This window comes from Aurantimonas endophytica, from assembly GCF_014196845.1.
GTDB classification, from domain to species: Bacteria; Pseudomonadota; Alphaproteobacteria; order Rhizobiales; family Rhizobiaceae; genus Aurantimonas; species Aurantimonas endophytica.
Window position 1 is genome coordinate 152230 of the sequence record NZ_JACIEM010000002.1, and the last position, 23608, is coordinate 175837.

Here is a 23608-nt window from a genome sequence, read left to right on the forward strand (position 1 = left end):
TTAAATGGACCTTCAGAAACTAATTGAGGCTGCCGCTGCAGCAGCCGAGGCGGTTGCGGCGGAGGAAGCTGCAGCGGCAGCCGACGTGCCTTTCGTCTTCAGTTGGCAACGCGCCGTCTCCGTCTTCGAGCGTGCCGGAGAAATCGACATCGCGGCCAAAACCCTCATTGCCGCCCGCCGTGAAGGCAAGCGCCCGGAGGCCAGTGCGGCCGTGGAAGACCGCGCCAAGCATCTGCAAGCCGAGAACAAGGCAGCAGTCTATCGCGAAATCAACAAACAGAATGGCACCAACGACCCGCTTCCCGCGTGGATCGCCAATACGATCGGAGAAAAATACTGATGACCAATCTAGCCCCTCTCATTGCCGAACTTGGCGACAAGTTCACCGAGACCTCTGGCGCCCTCGCCACCCGCATTGGTGAGCTTGAAAGGCGGGCAGTACGCGAACGCGAGCCGGCGAACGACAACGTAGTGGCCTCGCTTGGCTCGATTGTCGCGAATGACCCCGAAGTGCAGCGTATGACCTCCAACTTCCGCGGCAAGGCCGTGGTGAAGCTGACGGGCGAGAACGCCGCAATCACGACGGCAAACACCACTGTGGGTGCAGGGCGATCCCAGGGCACTTCGTTGGTGCCTGGCATGCGCGTCCCAGGCATTGTTGAGCCGTTCGAGCGCGAGATGACCATCCGCGATCTGCTCCCGCAGGCGCGTACCACCAGCGGCTCGATCGAATGGCCTCGGGAGACCGGCTTTACCAATAATGCAGCGCCGGTCGCCGAGACGACTCCTAAGCCGTACTCGGACCTGACCTTCGACATGGTGACGACTCCCGTTCGCACCATCGCGCACATGTTCAAGGCCAGCCGCCAGATCCTCGATGATACGCCGGCCCTGCTGGCATACATCGATCGTCGGGGCACCAACGGCCTTAAGCGAGTGGAGGAAAACCAGCTTCTGTTTGGTAACGGAACTGGCCAGAATCTGCTGGGTATCGTGCCGCAGGCCACCGCTTTCGACCCGCAGTTCGCCTCGTCTGACGAGACGGCGATCGACCGCCTCCTTCAGGCGATCAGCCAGGCCGAAGACAGCGACATCCCCGTGACCGGCATTGTGTTGAACAAGCGCGACTGGCGCCGGATTATCGGGATCAAGGATGCAGGTGGGAATTACATCTCGCCCGACTCTCCGTTCCAGATTACCCGACCAAATCTCTGGAATCTCCCCATCGTAGCCACGAACGCCATGCCTGTCGGGCAGTTCTTGACCGGTGCGTTTTCCGAGGGAGCGGCAATCTTCGACCGCATGGATGTTGAAGTCATGGTCTCGAGCGAGAACGCCGATGACTTCGAGAAGAACCTGATTTCCGTGCGCATTGAGGAGAGGCTAGCCTTGGCAACCTTCCGGCCAGACGCCTTCATCACCGGCGATTTGTACGCCGCATAGGCGGGTAACCCCTAGGGCGGCGAGTTGACGGGCAAGCTTAGTCCGGGAGGCTGTCGGTGGGCCGCCATAGCTCCTTACCACCGATAGCCGCAAGCAACCCGTCGCCGAGTCCCCTTCCGCCCTTGGGCGGTTGCGGCGGCGGGCATTTCTTTGAGGAGAGACAGCATGCAGACTGCGACGCTCAAGCATTGGGCCGGAACCTACGGATTCCTGTCGAACGAGGACGGCGGCGGTGACGTCTACGCTCATCTTCAGGAATTCGAACGCGCCAGCCTCAAGCCGCGTGTCGGCGTGAGCTACACGTTCGATGCCGTCATGGATACCCGACGTCCCGGCAGGCGCCGAGCCGCGAGCCTCCGGGAGGCCTGACCCACCGGGTGCCGCGGAAGTCTCGATGGCGGTCGGGGACTAAGACGCATCTTCCTCGGCGCATGCAGCCAGCAGCCCGGCCAGCGCGGGCTCGAATTCCCGGAGCGGGTAGTGCGCTTCCTTGCCTGCCTCTCCCGGGATGCCGATCGTAAGCTCGGGCGCTCCGGCAACCGACCGCATGAACACTTCCGGATCGATGTCGTAGAACGATACCGCGTACATGCCCTCCGATGTGCTCGTGACCCCCACGCGTCCGTAGCGGATCTCCCTGCCGTCGGCCTTAAGGTATCTCTTTCCCGACATGCGGAAACTGCCCTCCGTCTCGGTTCCGGAGTCGGCATAACGCGGGAGAGACGACGCCCCAAAATCGCGACTGACCGATAGTGCGCCCCGATAGCATGTGACGCTGGGCGTCCTTTTGTCGCCGTCGACGAGGACCAGGCGCGGCATAATCCCCGGATCAAGCCGCCACACTGGCTGCGCTACGGCGCTCCCGGACATAAGCACTGTGGCCAATCCGGCGGCGGCGATCAGAATTCGCATGCGGCACTCCTCACGTTCGCTCACCACTTGTAGACGCCGACTCTCCGGGCGCAAGCGCCGGCTGCTGGGATGGCGGTGCATTCCGCCCATCAACGGTGCAAGAATCCTGGAAATCAAGGGCTTCGTTAGTCTGATTTGTCGGAGCTGCCCACTAGGAAGCCGGGCACCGACTCCCGCCGCGTGTCGAGCGAGAAGCGGCTTCGTGCGACGGCCGAGGCCGATGCCTGGTGCGCCTTCGAGGCCAGCCTTCCGTGGCTGAATCGGTCGCGCCGCACCATCGTTGAAATCGCTGCCATCCTTCAGGCGCGGCTCGCATCGGGAACCCTCGGCGTGCCCGGAATGCATCTCTATCGCGTCGTCCTTCGTCAGCTTGGCGCCACGCCGGCCTCAGCCAGCAGGGTGTCGATGCCTACCACTCCAGAAGAGCCTGACGACCTGCTCGACTGAGCGCCACATCCGCGCATCCCCTCGGGAGCGCCTCTTCACCATTCCCAAAACATGACAGGAGCGCGGCCCCATGCCGGTGCAACCCTTTTACGCGACCGGCACCGCCACGGTGACGAGCGGCAGCGCAACCGTGACCGGCACAGGTACGGCGTGGTCAATTCAAGTCATCAATGGCGGCATCTTCTCCCGCAACGGCGTAAGCATCCCGATCGCCTCGATCGAGAGCAATACCTCGCTGACTCTGGCGTATCCGTGGCCGGGCACCACGTCGACCGGCGCCTATGCGATAGCGCTCAATAATGCTGGGGTTGGGTCGGCGATCGAGGCGAACAAGCGGCTGGCCGAGTTGGTCGCCGCGATGGCCGGGGTGAGCCCTTTCGCCAAGACGATCCTCAATGACCCTGATGCGGCCACGGTTCGTGCATCGCTTGGCCTGAACGCCACCCTCGCCTTTGAAGTGGGGAGCCTCGTCTATGGCTCGGCCATCACGAAAGCCACGGCCGCCGCCTGCGTGCCGGGCGGCTTTTACCGGGTAGCGAATGCAGCAGACCAGCCGATCGCTGGAGGCGCATGGCAAATCCTCACGTCGCTGGATTTCACAAAGACTTACGGCAGTCAGATCGCTGTCGCGGAGTTTGGCCCGAACGCAGGTAAAGTCGCCTCGAGGGCCATGCTGGCCGGTGTCTGGCAGGCGTGGCGCAATCACCTCACGACTGCTGACGCTGGTGCAGCCGGCCTTGCGGTTCTGGCCGCGGCGGATGCTGCTGCGGCCCGCGGCGCTGTCGGCGCCACCGGTGTCGGTGGTTCGCTGATCACTTCAGCAGATGCGGCGGCAGCGCGCACGGCGATTGGTGCCACCGCGACGGGATCCTCTTTGCTGACGGCGGCGACCGCTGCAGCAGCCAAGACGGCGCTCGCCCTAAACAACGTTGACAACACCACAGACGCCAACAAACCGGTTTCCGCGGCGCAGGCCGCAGCAGACAATCTGCGGGTGCTGAAGGCGGGGGATACAGTCAGCGGGCCTCTGAACCTTTCGATGCTTCCCACCGCGAACTGGCACTTCACATCGACGACCACGGTATCGGTTGCCAATGGCGCCGGCCTCAATTTTCCGACGGGTAGCGGTTTTGCTGTGGTGACAGATAACAACAACGGTAACACCGGTACTTTTATAATGGGCGGCGGCGAGATTAAATTAGCAGGTCAATCCGGCACAACATTTGTAAATGGTGGCTCTCCCTCACTAGGGTTTATCGGCTGCGGTTTCGTAGGCGGTGTCTATTATTTGGTAAATAATAGGGGCGGCACCGTTGGACTTAGCGCAATGATCTTCAAAACACGCAATTCTGGATAACGATTACACGTCATGGAGAAATCAGCTTTGACCCCAATTGAGGGCACCGAAAGTCAGTGGACCGATCGAGACGGAAACCTCTACGTCGGACGGACGGGGCAGAGTCTTGAAAGCTTTCTTGCCGAGCTTGATGCGGGGACTCCTGCGACCCCGACATTAGCACCCGCTTCCATATCCCCGCTGCAAGCACGTAACGGCCTTCGCACCTGGGGCATCGGCCGCGCTCAGATTGATGCGTTCTTTTCGGCGATTGGGGATGAAGCCGAGCGAGAGGCGGCCGAGGATGCCTGGGAATATGCGACGCAGATCGATCGCTCTAACCGACTCGTCGCGGCTTGCGCGGCGTTCCTCGGCAAGACTGAGGCCGATGTCGACCAGTTCTTCACGGATGCGGCGACATAATTACTGCGCCGCGGCCGCTGGGTGAGTTCCGGCGCTTATGGCACCCGCTCGGCAATTGGCGATGAACTCGAGCTGCTGACGCAGTGATGGAACGTCCTCGAACGTCTCGAGGTAGTAGGCGACCTCCATCGGCTCGGGTTTCTCCCCCAGAATGAGCGAGTAATATCCGATTACGTCCTGCGTCGTCAGCGCCATCGCTTGCTCCTGCATCCCTACCAAAGCGCAGTCTCTGGTGACACCGAGACCGATAAACCGCGATGGATGAACCCAGGATGACTGGGTCCTCCCTCTAGCTCAGGCACCTGTCGGAGCAGCCAGGCATCGCGAGAGACAGTCGGCACGTCTGGCCTCCGCCCGTATCACCCATCACGAACGAACGAGGTCCCTAATGGCTCGCGACGTCGAGGACCTGGTCCTCAGCATTTCCGCAGACACGGCACAAATCCGCCGCGCCCTTAAGCGCCTAGAGGGCGACACGAAGAAAACCACGAGCATCATGGAGCGCAACTTTGCGACCATGAACACGCGGGTCGGTGCCTCAGCTGTTGCCATGAGCCGGACCTTGGCGGCGGCGTTTGCCGGCGCGGTGACGCTTCGCGGCGCGCAGCAGCTCGTAGACTCGTCAATCAGGATCCAGAATGCGCTGAAGACCACCGGCCTTGAAGGCGAAGCCCTTAAGTCGGTCTACGACCAGCTGTTCGCCGCTGCACAGAAGAACGCGGCTCCGATTGAGAGCCTAGTTACGCTTTATAGCAAGCTCGCAATCAACCAAAAGGAGCTAAACGTTAGCTCTGATGAGCTTGTTAGTTTCTCTGAGACGATCGCCGTGGCGTTGCGCGCTGGCGGCACAAGCGCAGCCGAGGCGTCGGGCGCCCTGCTGCAGCTCTCTCAGGCGATGGGCGGCGGTGTCGTCCGTGCGGAGGAATTCACTTCCATCCTCGAGGGCGCTCCCACCATCCTCCAAGCCGCTGCGGCGGGCATCAAGGAAGCTGGCGGCTCAGTCGCTACGCTTCGTCAGTTGATGCTGGACGGCGAGCTTTCCTCGCAGGCGTTCTTCCGTGGCATCGAAGCCGGTTCCGGGATTCTGGAGGACAGGCTTGCGACTGCGGGGACAACGGTTTCGCAGGCGTTCGTGCGCCTGCAGAACGTGCTGCAGGACACAGCCGGACGCCTGAATACGGGCACCGAGGCGAGCGAGAAGATTTCGGGGGCGCTGAATAGCCTGAGCGACACGATCGCTGGCATGGACTTTTCCTCCATCATCTCCGGCCTCGATAACGTCGGCGATGCGGCGTCGCGAGTGGTCGGCGGGATCATCAATGTCTCTCGCGCGCTTGGCGAGATGGCTGGCCTTCCCGACTGGCTCGAGCGCCATAATGCGATGATGGACAATCTCCGTAGCATGACGCCACCGGGCGGCGGCGACGCGCGGATCTCAGGGGCGTTCGAGGTTACGGAAGGCACCGGAATTTCCGGTGCCTCTGTGGCGGGCGGGCGTGGCGGTCGGCTTCCACGGGTCAACCCGCAAATCACCCTTGATAAGTACCCTGTGGCGGGTGACGGCAAAACCAAAAAGCCCAAAAAGACAGACGAAGAAAGATCCCGCGAGAAAGCCATCAAGGATGCCGATCGCGAAGCCGAGGCTGTCCGTGAGCTGATCGCGGATCTTGAGCACGAGCAGTTGCAGATCGGCATGACGAACGAGCAACGACAGATCTCCGACGCACTGCGCCGGGTTAATGTTGATGCGATGTCTGCGGAGGGCCAAGCGATCGCCGGCCTCATCACTGCCATCGAGCAGGAAGAGGCGGCGATGGAAAAGCTGGCCCAGACGCAGGAAGAGGTCAACGACGTCGCGCGCGATGTCTTCAGCGGGATGATTACCGATCTGCAGGAAGGCACCAGCGCGGCTGACATGCTGGCGAATGCGCTTAGCAAGGTCGCCGACTACCTCACCAACATGGCGCTGGATAGTCTCTTCGCAGGACTGCCAGGGGGCGGTGGTGCGACCGCAGGCGGTAGGGCCATCCTCGGCACCATTCACACACTCAAATTGAGGAGCGCCCTATGAGTGCCTTCCACACTGCCGTCTATCCCGACCGCGTCGAGATGCTGACCGACGGCGCCGTCTACCGCAACGACGGCACGCTTATCGGCATTCAGGAGAAGGTGTGGCGCTCGTCGGACATTCCGCTCGCCATCACATGCCGAGGCGACATGCGGACGGCCGGTGTCTTGATCCCATCCATCCTTCGCGTAGCCTCTGCCGGAAGCTTCGATCTCATGATCGAGCTACTCCCGGACATTCTGGCGCGTGGGAAGCAGCGCGGCGTTCCCGCGGGACGAGACTTCGAAATTGTTATCGCTGGCATCTCGGAAACGACCGGCCCCTTCACTGCCTACCTCACCTCCACGAAGTACCAGGAGGGGGTGGACGCATGGACCCTGCTTAACATGGGAACGGACTTCGGTGGCGGCATGGCATTGACTGAATCCGAGTTGGCTGCCCTTGGTGATATCGGGCCCGAGACCAGCCTGGAAGATATCGGCGTGCCGTTGTTCGAAGCCATGCGCCGCAAGAAAGGGCCGAACCCCTGCCGGCCTGACCTGCCGTCGCTGTTCGGCATCGGCGGTCATGTGGACTGGACGGTGGTGGATGCGGACGGCGCCCGGACGCGGCGGCTGCATACGTGGCCGGATAAGGTGGGCGAGAAGATTGATCCGTTTGCGGCGGATGCGGTGGCGGCTTGATGAATAGCCACCTTTTGGTAGCGACACGGGGCTTCCTCCCCGTGCATGTTCCCACCCTTGTCCGGTTGCGGAGGGGTGTGGATATGAAGCTGGAATTAGACCTGCTGCGGGAGTTGCTCCTGTATGTAGAGGAGAAAGCCGACCGGCCCGTGTCGGCACTTGAGGATATCACCATCGAGGGATGGACGCGTGAGCAGATTGCTTATCACGTCATCATCGCCGCCGAAGACGGGCTTATCAAAGCGATAATCGATGATGTTCCCGACACCGAAGATCCGGACATCGTAAATGTGGCCTACATCGTGAACAGGCTTACGGGACGCGGGCACGAGATGCTGGGCGTCATTCGTGCGCCGAAGCACTGGCGCTGGATTAAGGCGCAGTCGAGCAAGGTCGGAGTGGCCACCGTTGGCGCCTTGTTTAAGCTCGGGCAGGACTACGTCAAAATGGAGCTAGGGCTCGGCTGACACGGGGGGCTGTAGGTAGCGGCGATCGTCCCATCGTGTATAATCGCTGGATTATAGTGCTGTGGCCGAGGACCTCCTTGACAGAACCTGAAGTCTGTCAGTGGCATCGTCTAGGGAAATCCGATCCGGTGTTATACGTTGCAGCATGACCTCAGCGAATCCTTCCACAAAGCACCACTACATCCCCGCTTTTTATCTTAGGCGGTGGGCCGGTACCGATAAAAAAGTAACTGAGTTCTCTCGGCCATATCGTGATGTCGTCGTCAGATCTGTGATGCCAGAGCGAACAGGTTATCAGGAGCGATTATATGAACTGAAACTGCTTATCCCTCTCACTCAGGCACACACCATATGTAGCGTGCGCAAGGCACCGCCTGCGCTGCGTTTCGCCATCCCCTGACATGCTTGACTGATGTCGCCCGCGAGATCATGTTCGGACCATGATCGTCGCAGATGCCAACGTCATGGTCCGCGCCCTCCGCTCAAGGAACGGAGCGTCAAACCGCATTCTACGAGGGATGCTGGTTGGTGAGATCGAATTCGCGCTCTCCCCCGCGGTCGTCATCGAGTATGAGGACGTGCTGCTCCGTCCCGGGATCTTGGGACCGAACCCGTGGATCGCGCCGGATCAGGTCGGAACGCTGCTTGATACCCTGTGCAAGGTATGCGTCCCGGCCCTGCCGCGCTTTCGCTTTCGGCCGTTTCTGAGAGACCCGAAGGACGATCTCTACGTCGAGTGTGCCTTGGCGGCCGGAGCCCAGCTCGTCGTGTCCGACGATCGGCATTTCCGCGATCCGAACCTTCGAGCCTTCGGCCTCGACGTAAGGACGGCCGTAGAGTTCGAGGCAGATTGGCAAAATAGGAGAACACCGACATGAGCACCTACCCCCTGCGCCTTCCCGACCATGTCATGGAGCAGGCCCGGGCCGCCGCCGCCGAGGACGGGATCTCCATCAACCAGATGATCGCCTCCCTGGTGGCCGAGGGGCTGGGCCACAGGCGGGGGCTGGCAATGATGCGCCGGCGCGCCGCGAGGGGCGACGTGGATGCGGCGCTGGCCATTCTCGACCAGGCACCCGACGTTCCTCCCGACGAAGGCGACGAGCCGCTCGACACGCGGGGAACGTCCCCGGGTCTCCGCTAGTCTCGCAAGGCCACGCCGGATCCGGGTAGAAGGTGTCGCCAGACACCCGCGACGACCTCTTCCCGGCTGGCGCGCGGAGGATGGCGGTAACGCCTGGTCGAGCGTTCCTCCCCCTTGCGTCGCGGCGGAAGGGCCGGACGGGTCGGATTCCGGCGCTCGTAACGGACGTCGCATCGCTGCCCGATCTGGTCCAGCGCGTCGAGGATGTCGATGCGATCCCTGCTGGCCAACGCTCTCGCCATCTCCAGCCGATCCGGGCTCACCATCTTGAGGATCTGGTCCTGATGCTCGCTTCGCCACTCGGACGTGTCGCCGACGATGTCTCTGTAGGTGGTGCGGGGCAGCGCCTGCCCGACCCCTAGCAGCCTGTCCATTGCGCTCTGGAACGAGCGCCTGCGGTTCCAGCGGAACACGAACTCGTTGAGGTACGCGTCCATATGCTTCTCACGGAAGCCGTGGAAGGTGCCGAGCGCCCAGCGCTTCAGGTTCGAGAATACCCGGTGGATGCGCTCGAAGGTGATGTGGGCTGGCAGCTCGTTCTTGCCACTGAGGTTGCGCGGCTGGTGATTGCGCTCCGGGATCCCGTTGTAGGAGCGGTTTGCGTCGGTGTGCAGGGTGCAGCCCACGGCGGTGTTCGCGAGCACGAAAGGCTTGATGTGCCGGGCGTTGTCCTCCGCAATTCGCGCCAGGCGAATGCGCCCTGACTTGCGCCCGTCACGACGCTCGACCGCGCCGATAACGAACACTTTGCCGACCTTGCTCTTGCCCTGCCCGCCCGTCACGGGGTCGCTGTTCCTGCGGTACGGGAAGCTTGTCTCGTCGACCTCCACCTCGCCATCGAGGGGCGTGCGACCGGGAGCGACCATGGCCCTGCGTAGCTTATGGAGCAGAAGCCAGGCGGTCTTGTAGGATCCCACGCCGATCTTGGCCTGGAGCTGCAATGCCGAGATCGAGTTGGAATGCGTGGCCACGAGGTACGCGGCGATGAACCATGTGCGCAGCGGCAGATGCGTGCCATGCATCACCGTCCCCGCGATCACCGAGGTCTGCCTCCGGCAACCGGGCTTCTCGCCCTTTCCGGCACACTGGAAAAGCCAGGGTCTCGCCTCGAGCCGCCAGCCCTTCGCCGATTTGCAGTGTGGACACTGGAATCCTTTGGGCCACCGCTTTCGGGCAAGGTGGTCGGCGCAAGCGTAGTCATCCGGGAACGTCGCCATGAAGCGCTCGATCGACGGCGGCTTGTCTCTCTTCCAACGGGTGGGGAACAGGGCCTCGCGCATCCCGCCGAGATAGGGGAGGACGCCGGGTCCGTCACGCGGCTTCGCTAGATATGGTTACCGCCTGAGCGAAAGGGATAAGCAGTGAACTGAATGGTTTTGAACCGGCAGAGGCTCAGCAAGTAGAAGAGAAGTTTTTCAAGCTGGTAGACACTTGGGCCTCTGGCGCTCTCGACATGCTTGAAAAGCACGGTCATGACGCCCCTTGGGATGCAAAAAGCCGATCAGCTTGGACACGTTTTATCGTATCGTTGCTGCTCCGGAGCCCAGAGGATGTAGCCCTATTTCGGGAATGGTGGCACGAAGATTTTCGGCGCACAGACGAAGCGGCCGAAGCTGGGTATCGCGAAGTCAGAGGGCCCTCCGACCCAGAGACGTTTAGCGAGTATCTCCAAGGACAATCTCTAAGCATAAAAGAAAAGCATCAATTTGAGATATTAATTTCTCTGATCGATCACGATGGTGTTGGTGAAGCGATAAATAAGATGCACTGGCGCGTTTTACGTGTCGCTGATGGCTCTCCTAGATTACTTACCTCTGATAGCCCCATTCTTCGCACAAGCAGTCTCAAAGCTACAGATGGACATCTCGCTCTGCCAATAGGGCCTAGGTTACTGTTTATAGTTTCTCCGGACAAAAAATTCCTAGAGCGAGTGCTGAAGGCGAGCAACGTGGAGTTGGCAAAGGAGGTTAATCGACAGGTCGTGGAAGGAGCCAACCGATTTGTTTATGGCCACGACGCCAGCCAACTACGGTTCATACAAAACCGCTTCGGCAAATCCCCGCAACGTCGGCTGATGGCCGACTTGATTAAAATGCGGTCCGATCCGTCATCGCGACCTATAAGTCGCTGACCGCCCCTTGACGCTGTTCCCGCTTCGTTCTTCAACGAGGCATGGATCGGACTCGCTCACTCCTCCAGATAGCCGACCGGCTCGAGACTGCCTTCCATCAGCAGCGTGTCGTCAAGCTAAAGCCGGAAACGGCGCTGCTCGCTGCCCACGCTCTGCGCTCGTGGTGCGTCAATCCTACGCCGGAAGACGTCGGTCGGGCCTTGTGCTCGGTGAAGGCTGGCTGCACGACCGTATGCATGGGGTGCCTTGGCAGGGCCAATATCATCCACCGGCTATACAATGGCGAGAAAATGTAGAAATACCATTTTACCAATATAGCAACGAACAGTCGCCAGCTTGTATCAAGTATCCCCCGCGCGCACTCCATAAAGCCGCCTGAGTTCTTCGCTGCCCTTGCTTAGCGAACCAAGCGGAGGGTCGAGGATGGCCAAGAAGCCCCCGAAAGATGAGGAAATGACCCTCGAGCGCCTCGAGGATCTGATGCTGAAGGCTGCGGACCTTGTGGACATGTTTGATGAGGAGATGCGCCCACTGCTCGACTATTGGGAGCGCCACTACCTGGCACGCGTCAAGCGGATCGTCATGCCGGAGCGCAAGCGGATCGAGGCACTGATTACTCAAAAGCGGCGGGAGATCGAGGAGGCGCAGCGGCCAGTGCCGTGACAAAGCGTCCGGCCCCGCAGGGGACGGCTTGCTTATCAAGTCATATCGTGGAACGCTGTCCGTGGGTGTGGAAACCCGGACTTAAGATGACCCGTCAGCTCGTTGGCGCGAGTGAGGGTCGATGCGGTACGGAGCCTTGGCGGGCTCCTAGACGCTGGACGCGCCTTGGCGGGCGCTCCGAACCTGGCAGCAATATGCCGGGGGCGGTGCGCCATGTCCAGAGGGTATCCTTAAAAGCGCTGCCGACGTGTCTCTTAAGCACGTTTCCACCCCCCGGCTGCCCTGTCTGTCACAGGGCGCGGCTGTGGAAAGCCGAACCTTAAGAGACCAACATGACCAATCATCAGAATGTCGCCGCGCCCTTCCGCTTTGACGTCGGCCAAGCCGTCCAGACTGCATGCGGCAGCGTGCGCGGCAAGGTGCGGTATTGTCAACGCAGCAGCTTGGGCACTGATTTTTACGTGTTACGCTACAAGGGCCGCGATCGCTCCTTGAGGGGCAAATCTCTGATCGCCGCTTAACCAGACCGGCTGCTCCGACGAGGGGCAGTCGTAGCGCCGCCGTCACCACACGGCAGAGCGCAGGGGTAGCGGATCCTCGTCCGTGGCCCTGAAGCGCCTCGTCAGCCTCACCGGTGGCGGGGCGCTTTCATTATCGGGATGGGCCGGTGCCTGCGGCGCGCCGTGGTGGGCGGCGCTGTTGCCTTGGCGCATTTATGCGCCGGTGCAGTACGTTACGTGCTAAGAATGGGAAGCGCCGCCGACTATTGGCCGTGCGCCGGGACAGCGGGTCCTCGTCTACTGTCCTGCTAGCGCCTCGCCATCGGGACGTGGCGGGGCGCCGTCTTCTCTAGCGATGATCTCATCTTGGACCCGGCGCTGCGCCGCCGTAACTTCGTCCTGCTCGTGACGCATCAATACGTTCCACTCGGTCCGGCCTGCGGGCGTAGACAGTCCTGCCCGGAACTCACCCATCCAGAGGCACCAGGCATCGCAGTCGGCGGAAAGCTTGTTCAGGCGCTCAGCACCGAAGTCAGCTAGCGAGCCACGGTCTTTGAAGTCGACCGCAGCCGGAAGGGTGTCCTTGGTGGACATGACTTGGCCTAACGTGTTGAGAGCAAATGGCCCCTGAGGCCATACGCAACAACCGTGCCGACGCGGATTAGGTTCCCGCTGGCGCGTCGCGCCTGGGGCAAGTGCTCGCAACGCCTGTCATCAAAAGGTGGCGGGGCGCTTTAGATTAGCGCCAACGTGACCCAATCTTACAGGGCGACGCTGCTGCCGCCGCCCTCGCTTTTCAGTCGTTCGATTGCTTCCCGCAATCCCGGCTCCATCGCAACGCCGAGCCTGCCACCCTCTCCAATAATGATACGCGCCAGCTCGTCGATGTGCTCTTCACTGCTGATGCCGTTAGCGGTGGCGATCCGCGCCGCCGTTTGCCTGACGATGAGCAGCGATCCTGCCGCGGAAGCCCGCGCAACAGCCTCTAGCGCCTGCGTTTGGATCTGATCCATCGATAACCTCCATCCCTCTCTCTATTATTGAGAAGGCGATGGGGGCTGTCTTTATAGCGCTATAAGGCACAGCCCGCGCTTACCCCAATCAGCGCGTAACAGCGCCGTAGTGCCCCGGGCGCCACCCTGGCGGAGCGCCGCGCACCATCCCGAAGCTGGTGCGCGCACAGCGCCTCGCGACCTAAGCAGTTGCGGGGGCGCTTTTTGCATTTGTCCGACATACGGCGCGCACGAACGGGTTGGCCAAATAGTATGGCAAGCTCGTCATAGCCATAAAAACGTCAATGAAATCAATGGGAATGGCGGTGAGAGAGGGATTCGAACCCTCGATACGGTTTCCCGTATACACGCGTTCCAGGCGTGCGCCTTCAACCACTCGGCCACCTCACCGCAGGTTCGGGCTGGAAGGGGTTGGTTGGACCCGCTTCACTGGGCCGTGCCGGGACTTGCCGGAACGGTCCGGGACCATCGGAAAGCCAACCGGCCGGGTCGCCCCGGCGCATCGGTCGGCCAGCGACGAAACCCGCTTACTCGAACGGCGCGGACTATAGCCAGAACGCCTCGCGGTTCAAGCGCCGATTTCGGGATCTTGCCGCGGCGCCGCCGTGGCCGTCGGGCACGCCTCGGTATGGTCGCCATGTTCGCCGCCGGACGCCCTCTCGGCGCAAGGCCTGCGCTGCCGGATGATTGCGGCGCCGGCTCCCGCCGTTTGCGCAGGCACGTCACCAGCCGGCCGGCGCCGCCCGGGTGAATCGGGGCTGCGTGGTTCGTGGTGGCCGGCGCATTGCCGAGCCACGCCGGGATGCCCACATAGGACGGCGAGCCGGAATCGACGTGTCGCCCGGCCTGCCGGCGCGGTGGCCGGTTCGATGCGTCGACCAACGAGGGACGTCGCAGCCCGTCCATCCAGGGGAGAGCAAGCAACCATGCGGTTTTTTCGTCGCCTGTTCGGCAGCCTGTTTCTCGCTTTCGGCACCTTGCTGCTCGCCGTCGGCGTCGTGTTTGCCGTCGGCGACATCGCCCGGTCGCTGGCGGCCGATGCCCTGCGCCTCTTGCCGGTGGGGGAGGCGCTGGCGCTGCTCGGCATCGGCGTCGATCCGGCCGCGACCGGCAGCGCCACCGTCGCCGTCTCCTATGCGGCAATCAGCGGATGGTCGGTGGCGATTACCGCAGGCGCCCTCGGCGTCCTGTTCCTGCTGCTCGGCAGGGGACCGCGCCGGGTCCGCCGCGACGCGCTGCGCTGACCGATTACTCCGATGCCCGAAAGGATTTTGGCATGTACATTCTCGACATGTTTTCCAAGAAGATGAAGCTGCCCACCGGCGCCGAGGCGCTGCCGGGGCGAGCCGAGGCGATCCCGACGGCGGAGCGCCATTTCGTCAACGGCAAGCCGCTGAAGGGCCCGTTTCCCGAGGGACTGGAGACGGCGGTGTTCGGCATGGGCTGCTTCTGGGGCGTGGAGCGCAAGTTCTGGCAATTGCCGGGCGTCTACGTCACCGCGGCGGGCTATGCCGGCGGCACGACGACCAATCCGACCTATCAGGAGGTCTGCACCGGCCAGACCGGGCAGAACGAGGTCGTGCTCGTCGTCTACGATCCCGACGTGATCACCTATGACGAATTGCTGAAGACCTTCTGGGAAGGCCACGACCCGACGCAGGGCATGCGCCAGGGCAACGACATGGGCACCCAGTACCGCTCGGGCATCTATACGTTCGGCGATGCCCAGCGCGAGGCGGCCGAGGCATCGAGGGCGCGCTACCAGGCGGCGCTGACGGCAGCCGGGCACAAGGGCACGATCACCACCGAGATCGAGCCGGCGGGACCGTTCTATTATGCCGAGGAGTACCACCAGCAATATCTGGCGCGGAACCCGAACGGCTATTGCGGCGTCGGCGGGACCGGCGTCGCGTGCCCGATCGGGGTAGGGGTCGCGGCCGCCTACTGACGGTCGCGCGCAGGGCGGGGCGACGTGCCCGCCCTGCGGATTTCGGGTGATTCTTCTTCTTCGCCATGCCAGTCTCGGGAAAGTCGTGGCGCCTCTTCGGCTGTCGCGCGGCTGCTCCCGTCACCCCGCAAGAGGGATCGCGTCACCCATGAAACAGTTCCTGGCCGGACTCCTGGCTGCCACCATCCTGTCGGCTTCGGCGGCGTCCGCCGCCGATTTCGCGCCCGCCGTCCTCTACGACATGGGCGGCAAGTTCGACAAATCCTTCAACGAGGCCGCCTATAACGGCGCCGAGAAGTTCACGGCCGACAGCGGCACCGAATATCGCGAATTCGAGATCACCACCGAAGCCCAGCGCGAGCAGGCACTGCGCCGCTTCGCCCGGGACGGCGCCAGCCCGATCATCTCGGTCGGCTTCGCTCAGGCCGCCGCACTGGAAACCGTCGCAGCCGAATATCCCGACACCCAGTTTGCCATCATCGACGCCGTCGTCGACGCGCCGAACGTGCGCTCGATCCTGTTCAAGGAAGAGGAGGGCTCGTATCTCGTCGGCATCCTTGCGGCGATGAAGTCGGAGACCGGCAAGGTCGGCTTCGTCGGCGGCATGGACATCCCGCTGATCTCGAAATTCGCCTGCGGCTACAAGGGCGGATTCAAGTCGGTCGCAGCCGACGGCGAGGTGCTCGAGAACATGACTGGCACGACCGGCGCGGCCTGGAACGACCCGGTCCGCGGCGGCGAACTTGCCCGCTCGCAGATGAACCAGGGCGCCGACGTGATCTTCCATGCCGCCGGCGGCACCGGCATCGGCGTGCTGCAGGCGGCGGCCGACGAGGGCAAGTTCGGCATCGGCGTCGATTCCAACCAGAACATGCTGTTTCCGGGCCACGTGCTGACTTCGATGGTCAAGCGCGTCGACAACGCCGTCTACGCCACGTTCGACGATGCGGCAAAGGGCAACTGGACCGCGGGCACGGTCATTCTCGGCCTCGAGCAGGACGGTGTCGGCTATGCCATGGACGAGCACAATGCCGAACTCGTCACCGACGAGATGAAGTCTGCCGCCGACAAGGCCCGGCAGGAGATCATCGACGGCACGATCACGGTGCACGACTACACCACCGATTCGAGCTGCCCATACTGAGCCCAACCAAAGGCTCGACCCCTGAAGGGCGTCCCGGCAGCGGGGCGCCCTTTGCCTTGCGCGCGGCAAGGTTTCTGCGACTTCGCAGCGCCGCATCCAGATGCTAAGGCCGCATCGACCCGGCGAAAAGCCGGCCATCGGAGGGACAGACGCGCATGAGCGAGAAGGTGATCTTCGACACCGATCCGGGACAGGACGACGCGGTGGCGCTGCTGGCGGCGCTCGCCTCGCCGGAGGCGATCGAGGTCCTCGGCATCGTCACCGTCGCCGGCAACATTCCGCTGTCGCACACGACCCGCAACGCACTCAGCCTCGTCGAACTCGCCGGCCGCACCGACGTGCCGGTGTTCGCCGGCTGCGAGCGGCCGATGCTGCGCGAACTGGTCACCGCCGAGCACGTCCACGGCCCGACCGGTCTCGACGGGCCGGACCTGCCGCCGCCGGTCGTCAGGCCCCAGGCCCAGCACGGCGTCGACTTCCTGATCGAGACGATCCGCGCCCACCCGCCGCAATCGATCCGGCTGCTGGCGCTGGGGCCGCTGACCAATATCGGTGTCGCCTTCGCCAAGGCGCCGGACATCGCCACGCGGTTGAAGGACATCGTGCTGATGGGCGGCGGCTATTTCGAAGTGGGCAACATCACGCCTGCGGCCGAGTTCAACATCTATGTCGACCCGGAGGCGGCTTCGATCGTCTTTGCCAGCGGTGCGGCGATCACCGTCCTCTCCCTCGACGTCACCCACCAGATGCGGTCGACACGGGCGCGGATCGCCGCCTTCCGCGGCCTCGGCAACCGGTCGGGCGTGGCCGTCGCGGCGATGCTCGACTTCTCCGAAGGCTTCGACGTCGAGAAATATCAATGGGAGGGTGCGCCGCTGCACGATCCCTGTGTCACAGCCTTCGTGCTGGCGCCGGAGATCTTCACCGGCCGACCCGTGAACGTCGAGATCGAGACCGGCAGCGACCTGACGCGCGGCATGTCTGTCGTGGATTACTGGGGCGTCACCGGCCGGCGGAAGAACGCCTTCTGGGTCCGCTCGGGTGACCCGGACGCCTATTTCACGTTATTGAGCGAGCGGGTCGGCCGGTTGCCCTGAGGACTCGGCGAGCGTCTCGCGGCGCCCTTCAGTAGTGCGGCGGCTTGGTGGCCTCGGCTTTCGGCGTCGCCACCGCCTCCAGCGCCTCGAAGCGCTCGCCGAGCCCCTTCAGCGAGCGCTGCATCCGCTCGATCGCCTCGAAGGCGCGGCGCAGTTCCTCCGACAATTCCTCGATCGTCTGCGCCTGGTGCGCCACCATGATCTCGAGATCCTCGATCCGCTGGGTGGCAGGCTCGTCGGTGTTGCTCATCGGGCAATCTCCGAAAGTTTTGCCCGCATCGTCGCGGGCAGGCTCGCCGGGCGGCTGGTCGCCCGGTCGACATAGACATGGACGAAGAACCCCTCGGCGGCTGCCGTGTCCGCGTCGCCGCGGAACAGGCCGACCTCGTAGCGCACCGACGAGTTGCCGATCCGCGCCGCGCGGATGCCGGCGGTGACCGGATCGGGGAAGGCGAGCTCGGCGAAATAGCGGCAGCCGGTCTCGACGACGAGGCCGATCGTGTCGCCGGCCTGGATGTCGAGCAGGGCGTTTTCGATCAGCCAGCCGTTCACCGCGCTGTCGATCAGCGCGTAGTGGACGACATTGTTCATGTGGCCATAGATGTCGTTGTCCGACCAGCGCGTCGGCAGCGTCACGAAGGCGGCGTAGGCGCTCCGCAGGCCGGGCGTCGCCCGCCCGTCCGTGCGATCCTGTGCGGCTGGCATCGTCGCTCCCGGGTCCCGTGCCGTCGTCCCGTCCCGAGGACGGCTGGTGCCGTCGGCTATCGCACAAAACCTCGCCTCTGCCGAGGCGCTTTCCGCTTTCCATCGCCGGTTGCGCTGACTACTGTCCTGCCACGAGGGACGAGTACAGAGTGTGCCCATGGCCGAGCCGGCGATCGAGCTGATCGACATCGACAAGCGGTTCGGTGTGGTCCGGGCCAACTGGCGGGTCAACCTCACCGTCGAGCGCGGCACGATCCACGGCATCGTCGGCGAGAACGGCGCCGGCAAGTCGACCCTGATGTCGATCATCTACGGCTTCTACCAGGCCGATTCCGGCGAGATCAAAGTCGGCGGCCGCAAGGTCGACATCACCGATCCCAATGCCGCCATCGCTGCCGGGATCGGCATGGTCCACCAGCATTTCATGCTGGTCGAGAACTTCACCGTGGTCGAGAACGTCATGCTGGGGGCCGAGCAGTCGCCGCTGCTCCGATCCGGCATCGCGAAGGTGCGGGCCGAGCTGAAGCGGCTGGAAGCCGACCATTCGCTCGACGTCGATCCCGACGCGATTGTCGAGGAACTCCCCGTCGGGCGCCAGCAGCGGGTGGAGATCCTCAAGGCGCTCTATCGCGGCGCCGAGATCCTGATCCTCGACGAGCCCACCGGCGTGCTGACGCCTGCGGAGGCGAACCATCTCTTCGCCGTGCTCCGGCAGCTGCGGGACGAGGGCAAGACGATCATCCTGATCACCCACAAGCTGCGCGAGATCATGGCGATCACCGATCGTGTCTCGGTGATGCGGCAGGGCGAGATGGTCGCGACGCGCGAGACTGCCGCCACCTCCGTCGGCGAGCTCGCCGAGCTGATGGTCGGCCGGCGCGTGCTCCTGACCGTGGACAAACAGCCGGCGGCGCCGGGCGCGGTGCGGCTCGATGTCCGCGGCCTGACCGTGCGCGACGGCCGCGGCGTCACCATGGTCGACGACGTCTCGCTGACGGTGCGGGCCGGGGAGATCGTCGGCATTGCCGGGGTCGCCGGCAACGGCCAGTCGGAGCTGCTCGAGGCGCTGTCGGGCATCCGGCGCGCCGAGGCCGGGCGGATCAGCATGGCTGGCCACGAGATCGATCCCTGCGTCGAGGCCGACCCGGCGATGCTGCGGCGGATCGGCTGCGCCCACGTGCCGGAGGACCGGCACAATATGGGCCTGGTCCTCGCCTTCGAGGAAAACGAGAACGCCATGCTCGGCTATCAGCGCGACAAGCGCTTTTCCCGCGGCCTCCTGCTCGATCGCGATGCCATGCGAAGAGATGCGCGCGAGAAGATCGAGGCCTACGACATCCGCCCGCCAGACTGTCGGCTGAAGACCGCGAATTTTTCCGGCGGCAACCAGCAGAAGATCGTGCTGGCCAGGGAGATGGAGCGCGACCCGGAGGTGCTGCTGATCGGCCAGCCGACCCGCGGCGTCGATGTCGGCGCCATCGAGTTCATTCACAAGCGCATCATCGCCATGCGCGATGCTGGCAAGGCGATCTTGCTGGTGTCGGTCGAGCTCGACGAAATCCGCGCTCTGTCGGACCGGATCCTGGTGATGTTTTCCGGGCGCATCGTCGGCGAGCGCGCTCCGGACGCCAGCGAAGGCGAGATCGGCCTCCTGATGGCCGGGGTGGACGAAAGGGAGGCGGCGGCATGAAGGACGCGCGGATCTGTCTCGTGACGCTGGCGGTCGACGACCTCGAGCGCGCAGCGGCATTCTACGAGGCGCTCGGCTGGACGCGGACCACGGCCGGCAACGAGACGGTGGTCTTCATGCAGGGCGAGCGCATGGTCCTGTCACTGTTCGGCCGCAAGGATCTCGCCGCCGACGTCGGGACCTCGGTGAAGGGTAGTGCCGCGCCCTATCCCAATGTCGCGCTGGCGATCAACATGGCCAGCGAGAAGGAAGTCGACCGGCTGTTCGACAAGGCGGTGGCGGCGGGGGCTTCGGCGGTGAAGTCGCCGGAGCCGACCTTCTGGGGCGGCTATTCGGGCTATTTCTCCGATCCCGACGGCCATCTCTGGGAACTCGCGCACAACCCGTTCTTCCGGCTGACCAGGCGCGGCCATGTCGACCTCCTGAAGACGCCCGAATAGCCCGCCCAATGAGCCGCCCCTTCGCCAAGCTGCCGGCCTGGATCGACTATGGCCTCATCCCGCTGGTCAATCTCGTCGTTGCCTTCGCGGTCGCCGGGCTCGTCGTGCTGCTGGTCGGCGAAAGCCCGGTGGAAGCCGCGCGGTTGATGATCCGGGGCGCGTTCGGCTACGGCGAGGGGATCGGCTTCACCCTCTATTACGCCACCAGCTTCATCTTCACCGGGCTTGCCGTCGCGGTCGCCTTTCATGGTGGGCTGTTCAATATCGGCGGCGAGGGCCAGGCCTATCTCGGCGGTCTCGGCGTGGCCACCGTGGCGCTCGGCCTCGGCGGCATCCTGCCGTGGTGGCTGAACCTGCCGCTCGCCGTCGCGGCGTCCTGCGCCTTCGGGGCGCTCTGGGCGCTGATCCCGGCCTGGCTGCAGGCGCGGCGCGGCAGCCACATCGTCATCACCACGATCATGTTCAACTTCATCGCCGCGGCGCTGATGGTCTATCTGCTCGTCAACGTGCTGAAGCCCGCCGGCACGATGGCGCCGGAGACCCGCACCTTCGAGGCCGGCGGCCAGCTGCCGAAGCTGGATGGCCTGTTCGAGCTGTTCGGCGCAAGCCTCGGCGGCGCGCCGCTCAACGTCTCGCTGTTCGTGGCGCTCGCCGCCGCGCTCTTCGTCTGGGTGCTGATCTGGCGCACCCGCCTTGGTTACGAGATCCGCACGCTCGGCTTCTCGCCGCGCGCCGCGCGCTATGCGGGCATGTCCGGCACGCGGCTCGTCGTCGTCACCATGCTGATCTCCGGCGGCCTCGCCGGGATGATGGCGCTGAACCCGGTGATGGGCGACCAGTACCGGCTGTTGATCGACTTTCCGGGCGGCGCCGGCTTCGTCGGCATCGCCGTCGCGCTGATGGGCCGCGGCCACCCCGCCGGCATCATCCCCGCGGCCCTGCTCTTCGGCGTGCTCTACCAGGGCGGGGCGGAACTCGCCTTCGACATGCCGGCGATCTCCCGCGACATGATCGTCATCATCCAGGGCCTCGTCATCCTCTTCGCCGGGGCGCTGGAGAACATGTTCCGGCCGGGCGTCGGGGCCGCCTATCGGTGGGCGCTTCTGCGCCGGGCGCCGGCGATCGGCGCGGAGGAGGCGCGATGATGGATTTCGGCGCCTGGATCAACGTGCTCGATTCAACCATCCGGCTGTCGACTCCGCTGCTCTTCGCGGCGCTTGCCGGGCTTTATTCCGAGCGGGCGGGCATCTTCGACATCTCGCTCGAGGGCAAGATGCTGATCGCCGCCTTCGCCTCCGCCTCGGCGGCGGCGGTGTGGGGCTCGGCCGTGCTCGGCCTGCTGGTCGGGGTTCTTGCCGCCACCGCCTTCTCGCTGGTGCACGGCCTTGCCTCGATCACATATCGCGGCAACCAGATCGTCTCGGGGGTCGCGCTCAACTTCATCGCGGCGGGCCTGACCATGATTCTCGGCCAGGCCTGGTTCGCCCAGGGCGGCCGCACGCCGAGCCTCACCGGCGACGGCCGCTTCGCGTCCATCACCTTGCCGGGTGCCGAGGCGATCGCGGACGTGCCGGTGATCGGGCCGATCTACGCGGTGATCGTCTCCGGCCAGACGCTGCTCGTCTACGTCGCCTTCCTCATGGTGCCGGTGACCTGGTGGGTATTGTTCCGCACGCGTTTCGGCCTGCGACTGCGCGCGGTCGGCGAAAATCCCGCCGCCGTCGACACGGCCGGCATCTCCGTCACCTGGCTGCGCTACCGGGCGGTGATCATCTGCGGCATCCTCACCGGCTTTGCCGGCACCTATCTGTCCGTGGCGCAGGCCGCCGGCTTCACTCGCGACATGACCGCCGGCAAGGGCTACATCGCGCTGGCCGCGCTGATCTTCGCCAACTGGAAGCCGATGCCGGTGATGTTCGCCTGCCTCTTGTTCGGCTTCCTCGACGCCTCCTCGATCCGTATCCAGGGCCTGTCCCTCCCGCTGATCGGCGAGATCCCGGCGCAGTTCGTCCAGGCGCTGCCCTACATCCTGACGGTCGTGCTGCTCGCCGGCTTCGTCGGCAAGGCGACGCCGCCCAAGGCCGGCGGCATTCCCTACGTGAAAGAGCGATGAGGTCGCCGCGCGATGCGAGGGGCCCGATGAGGAGCCGTGTCCATGGCTGAGGATCTGTTCGCGCTGGCGCGCTCGGCGATGCGCAAGGCGCACGCGCCCTATTCGAAATTCCCGGTCGGGGCGGCGATCCGCACCAGCGACGGCCGCATCTATGCCGGCTGCAACATCGAGGTGGTGAGCTTTCCCGAGGGCTGGTGCGCAGAGACGACGGCGATCGCCCACATGGTGATGGACGGCGGCGGGCGCATCGCCGAGATCGCCGTGCTCGCCGAGAAGCTGGCGCTGTGCACGCCCTGCGGCGGCTGCCGCCAGCGCATCGCCGAGTTCGCCGATCCGCGCACCAAGGTGCATCTCTGCGACGCGACCGGGGTCAGGGAGACGCTGCTGCTCGGCGATCTTTTCCCCCGGGGCTTCGCTGCGGACGATCTCGGGTGAACGTCGATCCGGACCTGCTGAGGAGCCGGCTCGGCGACCGGCGCGCCCGCACCGCGATGGTCCTCGGCTCCGGCCTCGGCGGTCTCGTCGACGTGCTCGATGAGCCCGTGCGGATTGCCTATGGCGACCTGCCGGGCTTTCCGCAAAGCGGCGTCAGCGGCCATTCAGGCGAACTTGTCTGGGGCCTGTTGAACGGCGTGCCGGTGATCGTCCTGTCGGGCCGGATCCATTATTACGAGGCAGGCGACGCCGCGGCGATGCGGCCGGCGCTGGAGGCGCTGAAGGCGGTCGGCGTCGAGATCCTGGTGCTGACCAATGCCGCCGGCTCGCTGAAGCCGGAGCTTGCGCCCGGCTCGGTGATGCTGATCGACGACCACATCAACTTCTCCGGCCGCAACCCGCTGATCGGCGAGCCGTCCGACGCACGCTTCACCGGCATGACCGAAGCCTATGATGCGGCCCTGCGCCGCCACATGCGGGAGGCAGCAGCGGCCGAAGGGCTGACGCTCTCCGGCGGCGTCTACATGTGGTTTTCCGGCCCCTCCTTCGAGACGCCGGCTGAGATCCGCATGGCCCGCCTTCTCGGCGCCGATGCCGTCGGCATGTCGACCGTGCCGGAGACGATCCTTGCCCGGTTCCTCGGCCTCAGGGTGGTGGCGGCCTCGGTCCTGACCAATTACGGTGCGGGCATGACCGGCGCCGAGCTGTCACACCAGGAGACCAAGGACATGGCGCCGAAGGGCGGCGCGGTCCTGGCGCGCATTCTCGCGGCGGCCGTGCCGCGCTTTTGATGCCCGCCGTTGCGT

General features: G+C 64.3%; 31 protein-coding genes, 1 tRNA gene and 1 pseudogene. 25 read left to right on the forward strand and 8 right to left on the reverse strand.

Translation table 11 applies throughout. The features are described 5' to 3' along the window. Positions 1-4 precede the first annotated feature (4 nt). The 3 genes from GGR03_RS08400 (at position 5) to GGR03_RS08410 (ending at position 1812) form a co-directional block, all read left to right on the forward strand. Complete coding sequence (locus GGR03_RS08400) at positions 5-340, forward strand: hypothetical protein (protein ID WP_183207201.1); 336 nt, start codon at positions 5-7, stop codon at positions 338-340. Beyond that, positions 340-1443: a phage major capsid protein gene (locus GGR03_RS08405; protein WP_183207202.1), complete on the forward strand. Its 1104-nt coding sequence runs from the start codon at positions 340-342 to the stop codon at positions 1441-1443. Before GGR03_RS08400 ends, GGR03_RS08405 begins: the two co-directional genes overlap by 1 nt. A 165-nt stretch (positions 1444-1608) precedes the next feature. Beyond that, positions 1609-1812, forward strand: coding sequence for a cold-shock protein (locus GGR03_RS08410; protein WP_183207203.1), 204 nt, complete (start codon positions 1609-1611; stop codon positions 1810-1812). A gap of 39 nt (positions 1813-1851) precedes the next feature. Here GGR03_RS08410 and GGR03_RS08415 read toward each other — a convergent pair whose 3' ends face one another. Then, a complete protein-coding gene (locus GGR03_RS08415; RefSeq protein ID WP_183207204.1) occupies positions 1852-2355 on the reverse strand; it encodes a hypothetical protein in 504 nt (167 codons plus the stop codon). Between the two features lie 180 nt (positions 2356-2535). Here GGR03_RS08415 and GGR03_RS08420 point away from each other — a divergent pair, with 180 nt between their 5' ends. From GGR03_RS08420 to GGR03_RS08430, 3 genes are all read left to right on the forward strand, one after another. Next, complete coding sequence (locus tag GGR03_RS08420) at positions 2536-2802, forward strand: hypothetical protein (RefSeq protein ID WP_183207205.1); 267 nt, start codon at positions 2536-2538, stop codon at positions 2800-2802. 70 nt (positions 2803-2872) lie between these two features. Further along, positions 2873-4159, forward strand: coding sequence for a hypothetical protein (locus tag GGR03_RS08425; protein ID WP_183207206.1), 1287 nt, complete (start codon positions 2873-2875; stop codon positions 4157-4159). Positions 4160-4171: 12 nt separating this feature from the next. After that, entirely contained in the window at positions 4172-4561 is a 390-nt protein-coding gene (locus GGR03_RS08430) for a hypothetical protein (RefSeq protein WP_183207207.1), read from the forward strand. Here GGR03_RS08430 and GGR03_RS08435 read toward each other — a convergent pair whose 3' ends face one another. Then, on the reverse strand, positions 4562-4756 hold the full coding sequence (locus GGR03_RS08435; RefSeq protein WP_183207208.1) for a hypothetical protein: 195 nt from the start codon (positions 4754-4756) through the stop codon (positions 4562-4564). A 193-nt stretch (positions 4757-4949) separates the two neighbouring features. On the opposite strand from GGR03_RS08435, the gene GGR03_RS08440 reads away from it, so the two are divergent. From GGR03_RS08440 to GGR03_RS08465, 6 genes are all read left to right on the forward strand, one after another. After that, positions 4950-6632, forward strand: a complete 1683-nt coding sequence (locus GGR03_RS08440) for a tape measure protein (protein WP_183207209.1) — start codon at positions 4950-4952, stop codon at positions 6630-6632. Continuing rightward, positions 6629-7312: a hypothetical protein gene (locus tag GGR03_RS08445; RefSeq protein ID WP_183207210.1), complete on the forward strand. Its 684-nt coding sequence runs from the start codon at positions 6629-6631 to the stop codon at positions 7310-7312. Before GGR03_RS08440 ends, GGR03_RS08445 begins: the two co-directional genes overlap by 4 nt. A gap of 83 nt (positions 7313-7395) precedes the next feature. Further along, entirely contained in the window at positions 7396-7779 is a 384-nt protein-coding gene (locus tag GGR03_RS08450) for a DUF2513 domain-containing protein (RefSeq protein WP_183207211.1), read from the forward strand. 145 nt (positions 7780-7924) lie between these two features. Further along, positions 7925-8179 carry a DUF4238 domain-containing protein gene (locus tag GGR03_RS08455; RefSeq protein WP_183207212.1) on the forward strand — a complete coding sequence of 85 codons (255 nt, stop codon included), beginning with the start codon at positions 7925-7927 and terminating at the stop codon, positions 8177-8179. A gap of 40 nt (positions 8180-8219) precedes the next feature. Next, on the forward strand, positions 8220-8657 hold the full coding sequence (locus tag GGR03_RS08460) for a PIN domain-containing protein (RefSeq protein WP_183207213.1): 438 nt from the start codon (positions 8220-8222) through the stop codon (positions 8655-8657). Then, a complete protein-coding gene (locus GGR03_RS08465; RefSeq protein ID WP_183207214.1) occupies positions 8654-8923 on the forward strand; it encodes a hypothetical protein in 270 nt (89 codons plus the stop codon). Before GGR03_RS08460 ends, GGR03_RS08465 begins: the two co-directional genes overlap by 4 nt. Before the next feature lie 314 nt (positions 8924-9237). On the opposite strand, the pseudogene GGR03_RS08470 reads toward GGR03_RS08465, so the two are convergent. Beyond that, positions 9238-10203 (reverse strand): annotated as a pseudogene (locus GGR03_RS08470) (IS1595 family transposase); the annotation flags it as partial. 86 nt (positions 10204-10289) lie between these two features. Between GGR03_RS08470 and GGR03_RS08475 the strand changes: the two are divergent. The 3 genes from GGR03_RS08475 (at position 10290) to GGR03_RS08485 (ending at position 12238) form a co-directional block, all read left to right on the forward strand. Further along, positions 10290-11054: a DUF4238 domain-containing protein gene (locus tag GGR03_RS08475; protein ID WP_210292083.1), complete on the forward strand. Its 765-nt coding sequence runs from the start codon at positions 10290-10292 to the stop codon at positions 11052-11054. 423 nt (positions 11055-11477) lie between these two features. Continuing rightward, positions 11478-11717, forward strand: a complete 240-nt coding sequence (locus GGR03_RS08480) for a hypothetical protein (protein ID WP_183207215.1) — start codon at positions 11478-11480, stop codon at positions 11715-11717. A 332-nt stretch (positions 11718-12049) separates the two neighbouring features. After that, complete coding sequence (locus tag GGR03_RS08485) at positions 12050-12238, forward strand: hypothetical protein (protein WP_183207216.1); 189 nt, start codon at positions 12050-12052, stop codon at positions 12236-12238. A gap of 276 nt (positions 12239-12514) precedes the next feature. Here the strand turns inward: GGR03_RS08485 and GGR03_RS08490 are convergent, their stop codons facing one another. The 3 genes from GGR03_RS08490 to GGR03_RS08500 all read right to left on the reverse strand — a co-directional run bounded on the left by GGR03_RS08490 (position 12515) and on the right by GGR03_RS08500 (position 13620). Next, positions 12515-12811, reverse strand: a complete 297-nt coding sequence (locus tag GGR03_RS08490; protein ID WP_183207217.1) for a hypothetical protein — start codon at positions 12809-12811, stop codon at positions 12515-12517. A 167-nt stretch (positions 12812-12978) separates the two neighbouring features. After that, entirely contained in the window at positions 12979-13230 is a 252-nt protein-coding gene (locus GGR03_RS08495; protein WP_183207218.1) for a hypothetical protein, read from the reverse strand. 300 nt (positions 13231-13530) lie between these two features. After that, a tRNA-Ser gene (locus GGR03_RS08500) sits at positions 13531-13620 on the reverse strand. A gap of 536 nt (positions 13621-14156) precedes the next feature. On the opposite strand from GGR03_RS08500, the gene GGR03_RS08505 reads away from it, so the two are divergent. From GGR03_RS08505 to GGR03_RS08520, 4 genes are all read left to right on the forward strand, one after another. Then, positions 14157-14474 (forward strand): hypothetical protein, encoded by a 318-nt coding sequence (locus GGR03_RS08505; RefSeq protein WP_183207219.1) that lies wholly within the window; start codon positions 14157-14159, stop codon positions 14472-14474. A gap of 32 nt (positions 14475-14506) precedes the next feature. Continuing rightward, on the forward strand, positions 14507-15178 hold the full coding sequence (gene msrA, locus GGR03_RS08510; protein ID WP_210292066.1) for a peptide-methionine (S)-S-oxide reductase MsrA: 672 nt from the start codon (positions 14507-14509) through the stop codon (positions 15176-15178). 148 nt (positions 15179-15326) lie between these two features. Continuing rightward, the gene (locus GGR03_RS08515; RefSeq protein WP_183207220.1) at positions 15327-16322 is read left to right on the forward strand and encodes a BMP family lipoprotein; all 996 of its coding nucleotides are present in this window, start codon (positions 15327-15329) and stop codon (positions 16320-16322) included. Between the two features lie 155 nt (positions 16323-16477). Then, positions 16478-17419, forward strand: coding sequence for a nucleoside hydrolase (locus tag GGR03_RS08520; RefSeq protein ID WP_183207221.1), 942 nt, complete (start codon positions 16478-16480; stop codon positions 17417-17419). A 28-nt stretch (positions 17420-17447) separates the two neighbouring features. Here the strand turns inward: GGR03_RS08520 and GGR03_RS08525 are convergent, their stop codons facing one another. Together GGR03_RS08525 and GGR03_RS08530 are read right to left on the reverse strand one after the other, a co-directional pair. Further along, positions 17448-17669: a SlyX family protein gene (locus GGR03_RS08525; RefSeq protein WP_183207222.1), complete on the reverse strand. Its 222-nt coding sequence runs from the start codon at positions 17667-17669 to the stop codon at positions 17448-17450. After that, on the reverse strand, positions 17666-18124 hold the full coding sequence (locus GGR03_RS08530; protein ID WP_183207223.1) for an acyl-CoA thioesterase: 459 nt from the start codon (positions 18122-18124) through the stop codon (positions 17666-17668). The genes GGR03_RS08525 and GGR03_RS08530 overlap by 4 nt, the downstream gene beginning before the upstream one ends. 157 nt (positions 18125-18281) lie before the next feature. Here GGR03_RS08530 and GGR03_RS08535 point away from each other — a divergent pair, with 157 nt between their 5' ends. The 6 genes from GGR03_RS08535 to GGR03_RS08560 are packed head-to-tail and all read left to right on the forward strand — an operon-like array spanning position 18282 to position 23593. Continuing rightward, positions 18282-19814 carry an ABC transporter ATP-binding protein gene (locus GGR03_RS08535; protein WP_183207224.1) on the forward strand — a complete coding sequence of 511 codons (1533 nt, stop codon included), beginning with the start codon at positions 18282-18284 and terminating at the stop codon, positions 19812-19814. After that, on the forward strand, positions 19811-20254 hold the full coding sequence (locus GGR03_RS08540) for a VOC family protein (protein WP_183207225.1): 444 nt from the start codon (positions 19811-19813) through the stop codon (positions 20252-20254). The genes GGR03_RS08535 and GGR03_RS08540 overlap by 4 nt, the downstream gene beginning before the upstream one ends. Positions 20255-20262: 8 nt before the next feature. Further along, entirely contained in the window at positions 20263-21399 is a 1137-nt protein-coding gene (locus GGR03_RS08545; RefSeq protein WP_183207226.1) for an ABC transporter permease, read from the forward strand. After that, positions 21399-22367, forward strand: a complete 969-nt coding sequence (locus GGR03_RS08550; protein ID WP_183207943.1) for an ABC transporter permease — start codon at positions 21399-21401, stop codon at positions 22365-22367. Before GGR03_RS08545 ends, GGR03_RS08550 begins: the two co-directional genes overlap by 1 nt. Positions 22368-22409: 42 nt before the next feature. After that, a complete protein-coding gene (locus GGR03_RS08555) occupies positions 22410-22802 on the forward strand; it encodes a cytidine deaminase (RefSeq protein ID WP_183207227.1) in 393 nt (130 codons plus the stop codon). Next, entirely contained in the window at positions 22799-23593 is a 795-nt protein-coding gene (locus tag GGR03_RS08560; RefSeq protein WP_183207228.1) for a purine-nucleoside phosphorylase, read from the forward strand. The genes GGR03_RS08555 and GGR03_RS08560 overlap by 4 nt, the downstream gene beginning before the upstream one ends. Positions 23594-23608 lie beyond the last annotated feature (15 nt).

Excerpts from the sequence above, each read along its gene's own strand:
- GGR03_RS08555 (WP_183207227.1), top strand. The coding sequence starts at position 22,410 with ATGGCTGAGGATCTGTTCGCGCTGGCGCGCTCGGCGATGCGCAAGGCG.
- GGR03_RS08495 (WP_183207218.1), bottom strand. The coding sequence starts at position 13,230 with ATGGATCAGATCCAAACGCAGGCGCTAGAGGCTGTTGCGCGGGCTTCC.
- GGR03_RS08425 (WP_183207206.1), top strand. The coding sequence starts at position 2,873 with ATGCCGGTGCAACCCTTTTACGCGACCGGCACCGCCACGGTGACGAGC.
- GGR03_RS08465 (WP_183207214.1), top strand. The coding sequence starts at position 8,654 with ATGAGCACCTACCCCCTGCGCCTTCCCGACCATGTCATGGAGCAGGCC.
- GGR03_RS08505 (WP_183207219.1), top strand. The coding sequence starts at position 14,157 with ATGCGGTTTTTTCGTCGCCTGTTCGGCAGCCTGTTTCTCGCTTTCGGC.
- GGR03_RS08415 (WP_183207204.1), bottom strand. The coding sequence starts at position 2,355 with ATGCGAATTCTGATCGCCGCCGCCGGATTGGCCACAGTGCTTATGTCC.
- GGR03_RS08405 (WP_183207202.1), top strand. The coding sequence starts at position 340 with ATGACCAATCTAGCCCCTCTCATTGCCGAACTTGGCGACAAGTTCACC.
- GGR03_RS08545 (WP_183207226.1), top strand. The coding sequence starts at position 20,263 with ATGAGCCGCCCCTTCGCCAAGCTGCCGGCCTGGATCGACTATGGCCTC.
- GGR03_RS08400 (WP_183207201.1), top strand. The coding sequence starts at position 5 with ATGGACCTTCAGAAACTAATTGAGGCTGCCGCTGCAGCAGCCGAGGCG.
- GGR03_RS08460 (WP_183207213.1), top strand. The coding sequence starts at position 8,220 with ATGATCGTCGCAGATGCCAACGTCATGGTCCGCGCCCTCCGCTCAAGG.
- msrA (WP_210292066.1), top strand. The coding sequence starts at position 14,507 with ATGTACATTCTCGACATGTTTTCCAAGAAGATGAAGCTGCCCACCGGC.
- GGR03_RS08485 (WP_183207216.1), top strand. The coding sequence starts at position 12,050 with ATGACCAATCATCAGAATGTCGCCGCGCCCTTCCGCTTTGACGTCGGC.
- GGR03_RS08540 (WP_183207225.1), top strand. The coding sequence starts at position 19,811 with ATGAAGGACGCGCGGATCTGTCTCGTGACGCTGGCGGTCGACGACCTC.
- GGR03_RS08435 (WP_183207208.1), bottom strand. The coding sequence starts at position 4,756 with ATGGCGCTGACGACGCAGGACGTAATCGGATATTACTCGCTCATTCTG.
- GGR03_RS08515 (WP_183207220.1), top strand. The coding sequence starts at position 15,327 with ATGAAACAGTTCCTGGCCGGACTCCTGGCTGCCACCATCCTGTCGGCT.
- GGR03_RS08520 (WP_183207221.1), top strand. The coding sequence starts at position 16,478 with ATGAGCGAGAAGGTGATCTTCGACACCGATCCGGGACAGGACGACGCG.
- GGR03_RS08430 (WP_183207207.1), top strand. The coding sequence starts at position 4,172 with ATGGAGAAATCAGCTTTGACCCCAATTGAGGGCACCGAAAGTCAGTGG.
- GGR03_RS08440 (WP_183207209.1), top strand. The coding sequence starts at position 4,950 with ATGGCTCGCGACGTCGAGGACCTGGTCCTCAGCATTTCCGCAGACACG.
- GGR03_RS08550 (WP_183207943.1), top strand. The coding sequence starts at position 21,399 with ATGGATTTCGGCGCCTGGATCAACGTGCTCGATTCAACCATCCGGCTG.
- GGR03_RS08525 (WP_183207222.1), bottom strand. The coding sequence starts at position 17,669 with ATGAGCAACACCGACGAGCCTGCCACCCAGCGGATCGAGGATCTCGAG.
- GGR03_RS08535 (WP_183207224.1), top strand. The coding sequence starts at position 18,282 with ATGGCCGAGCCGGCGATCGAGCTGATCGACATCGACAAGCGGTTCGGT.
- GGR03_RS08450 (WP_183207211.1), top strand. The coding sequence starts at position 7,396 with ATGAAGCTGGAATTAGACCTGCTGCGGGAGTTGCTCCTGTATGTAGAG.
- GGR03_RS08490 (WP_183207217.1), bottom strand. The coding sequence starts at position 12,811 with ATGTCCACCAAGGACACCCTTCCGGCTGCGGTCGACTTCAAAGACCGT.
- GGR03_RS08410 (WP_183207203.1), top strand. The coding sequence starts at position 1,609 with ATGCAGACTGCGACGCTCAAGCATTGGGCCGGAACCTACGGATTCCTG.
- GGR03_RS08445 (WP_183207210.1), top strand. The coding sequence starts at position 6,629 with ATGAGTGCCTTCCACACTGCCGTCTATCCCGACCGCGTCGAGATGCTG.
- GGR03_RS08480 (WP_183207215.1), top strand. The coding sequence starts at position 11,478 with ATGGCCAAGAAGCCCCCGAAAGATGAGGAAATGACCCTCGAGCGCCTC.
- GGR03_RS08530 (WP_183207223.1), bottom strand. The coding sequence starts at position 18,124 with ATGCCAGCCGCACAGGATCGCACGGACGGGCGGGCGACGCCCGGCCTG.
- GGR03_RS08455 (WP_183207212.1), top strand. The coding sequence starts at position 7,925 with ATGACCTCAGCGAATCCTTCCACAAAGCACCACTACATCCCCGCTTTT.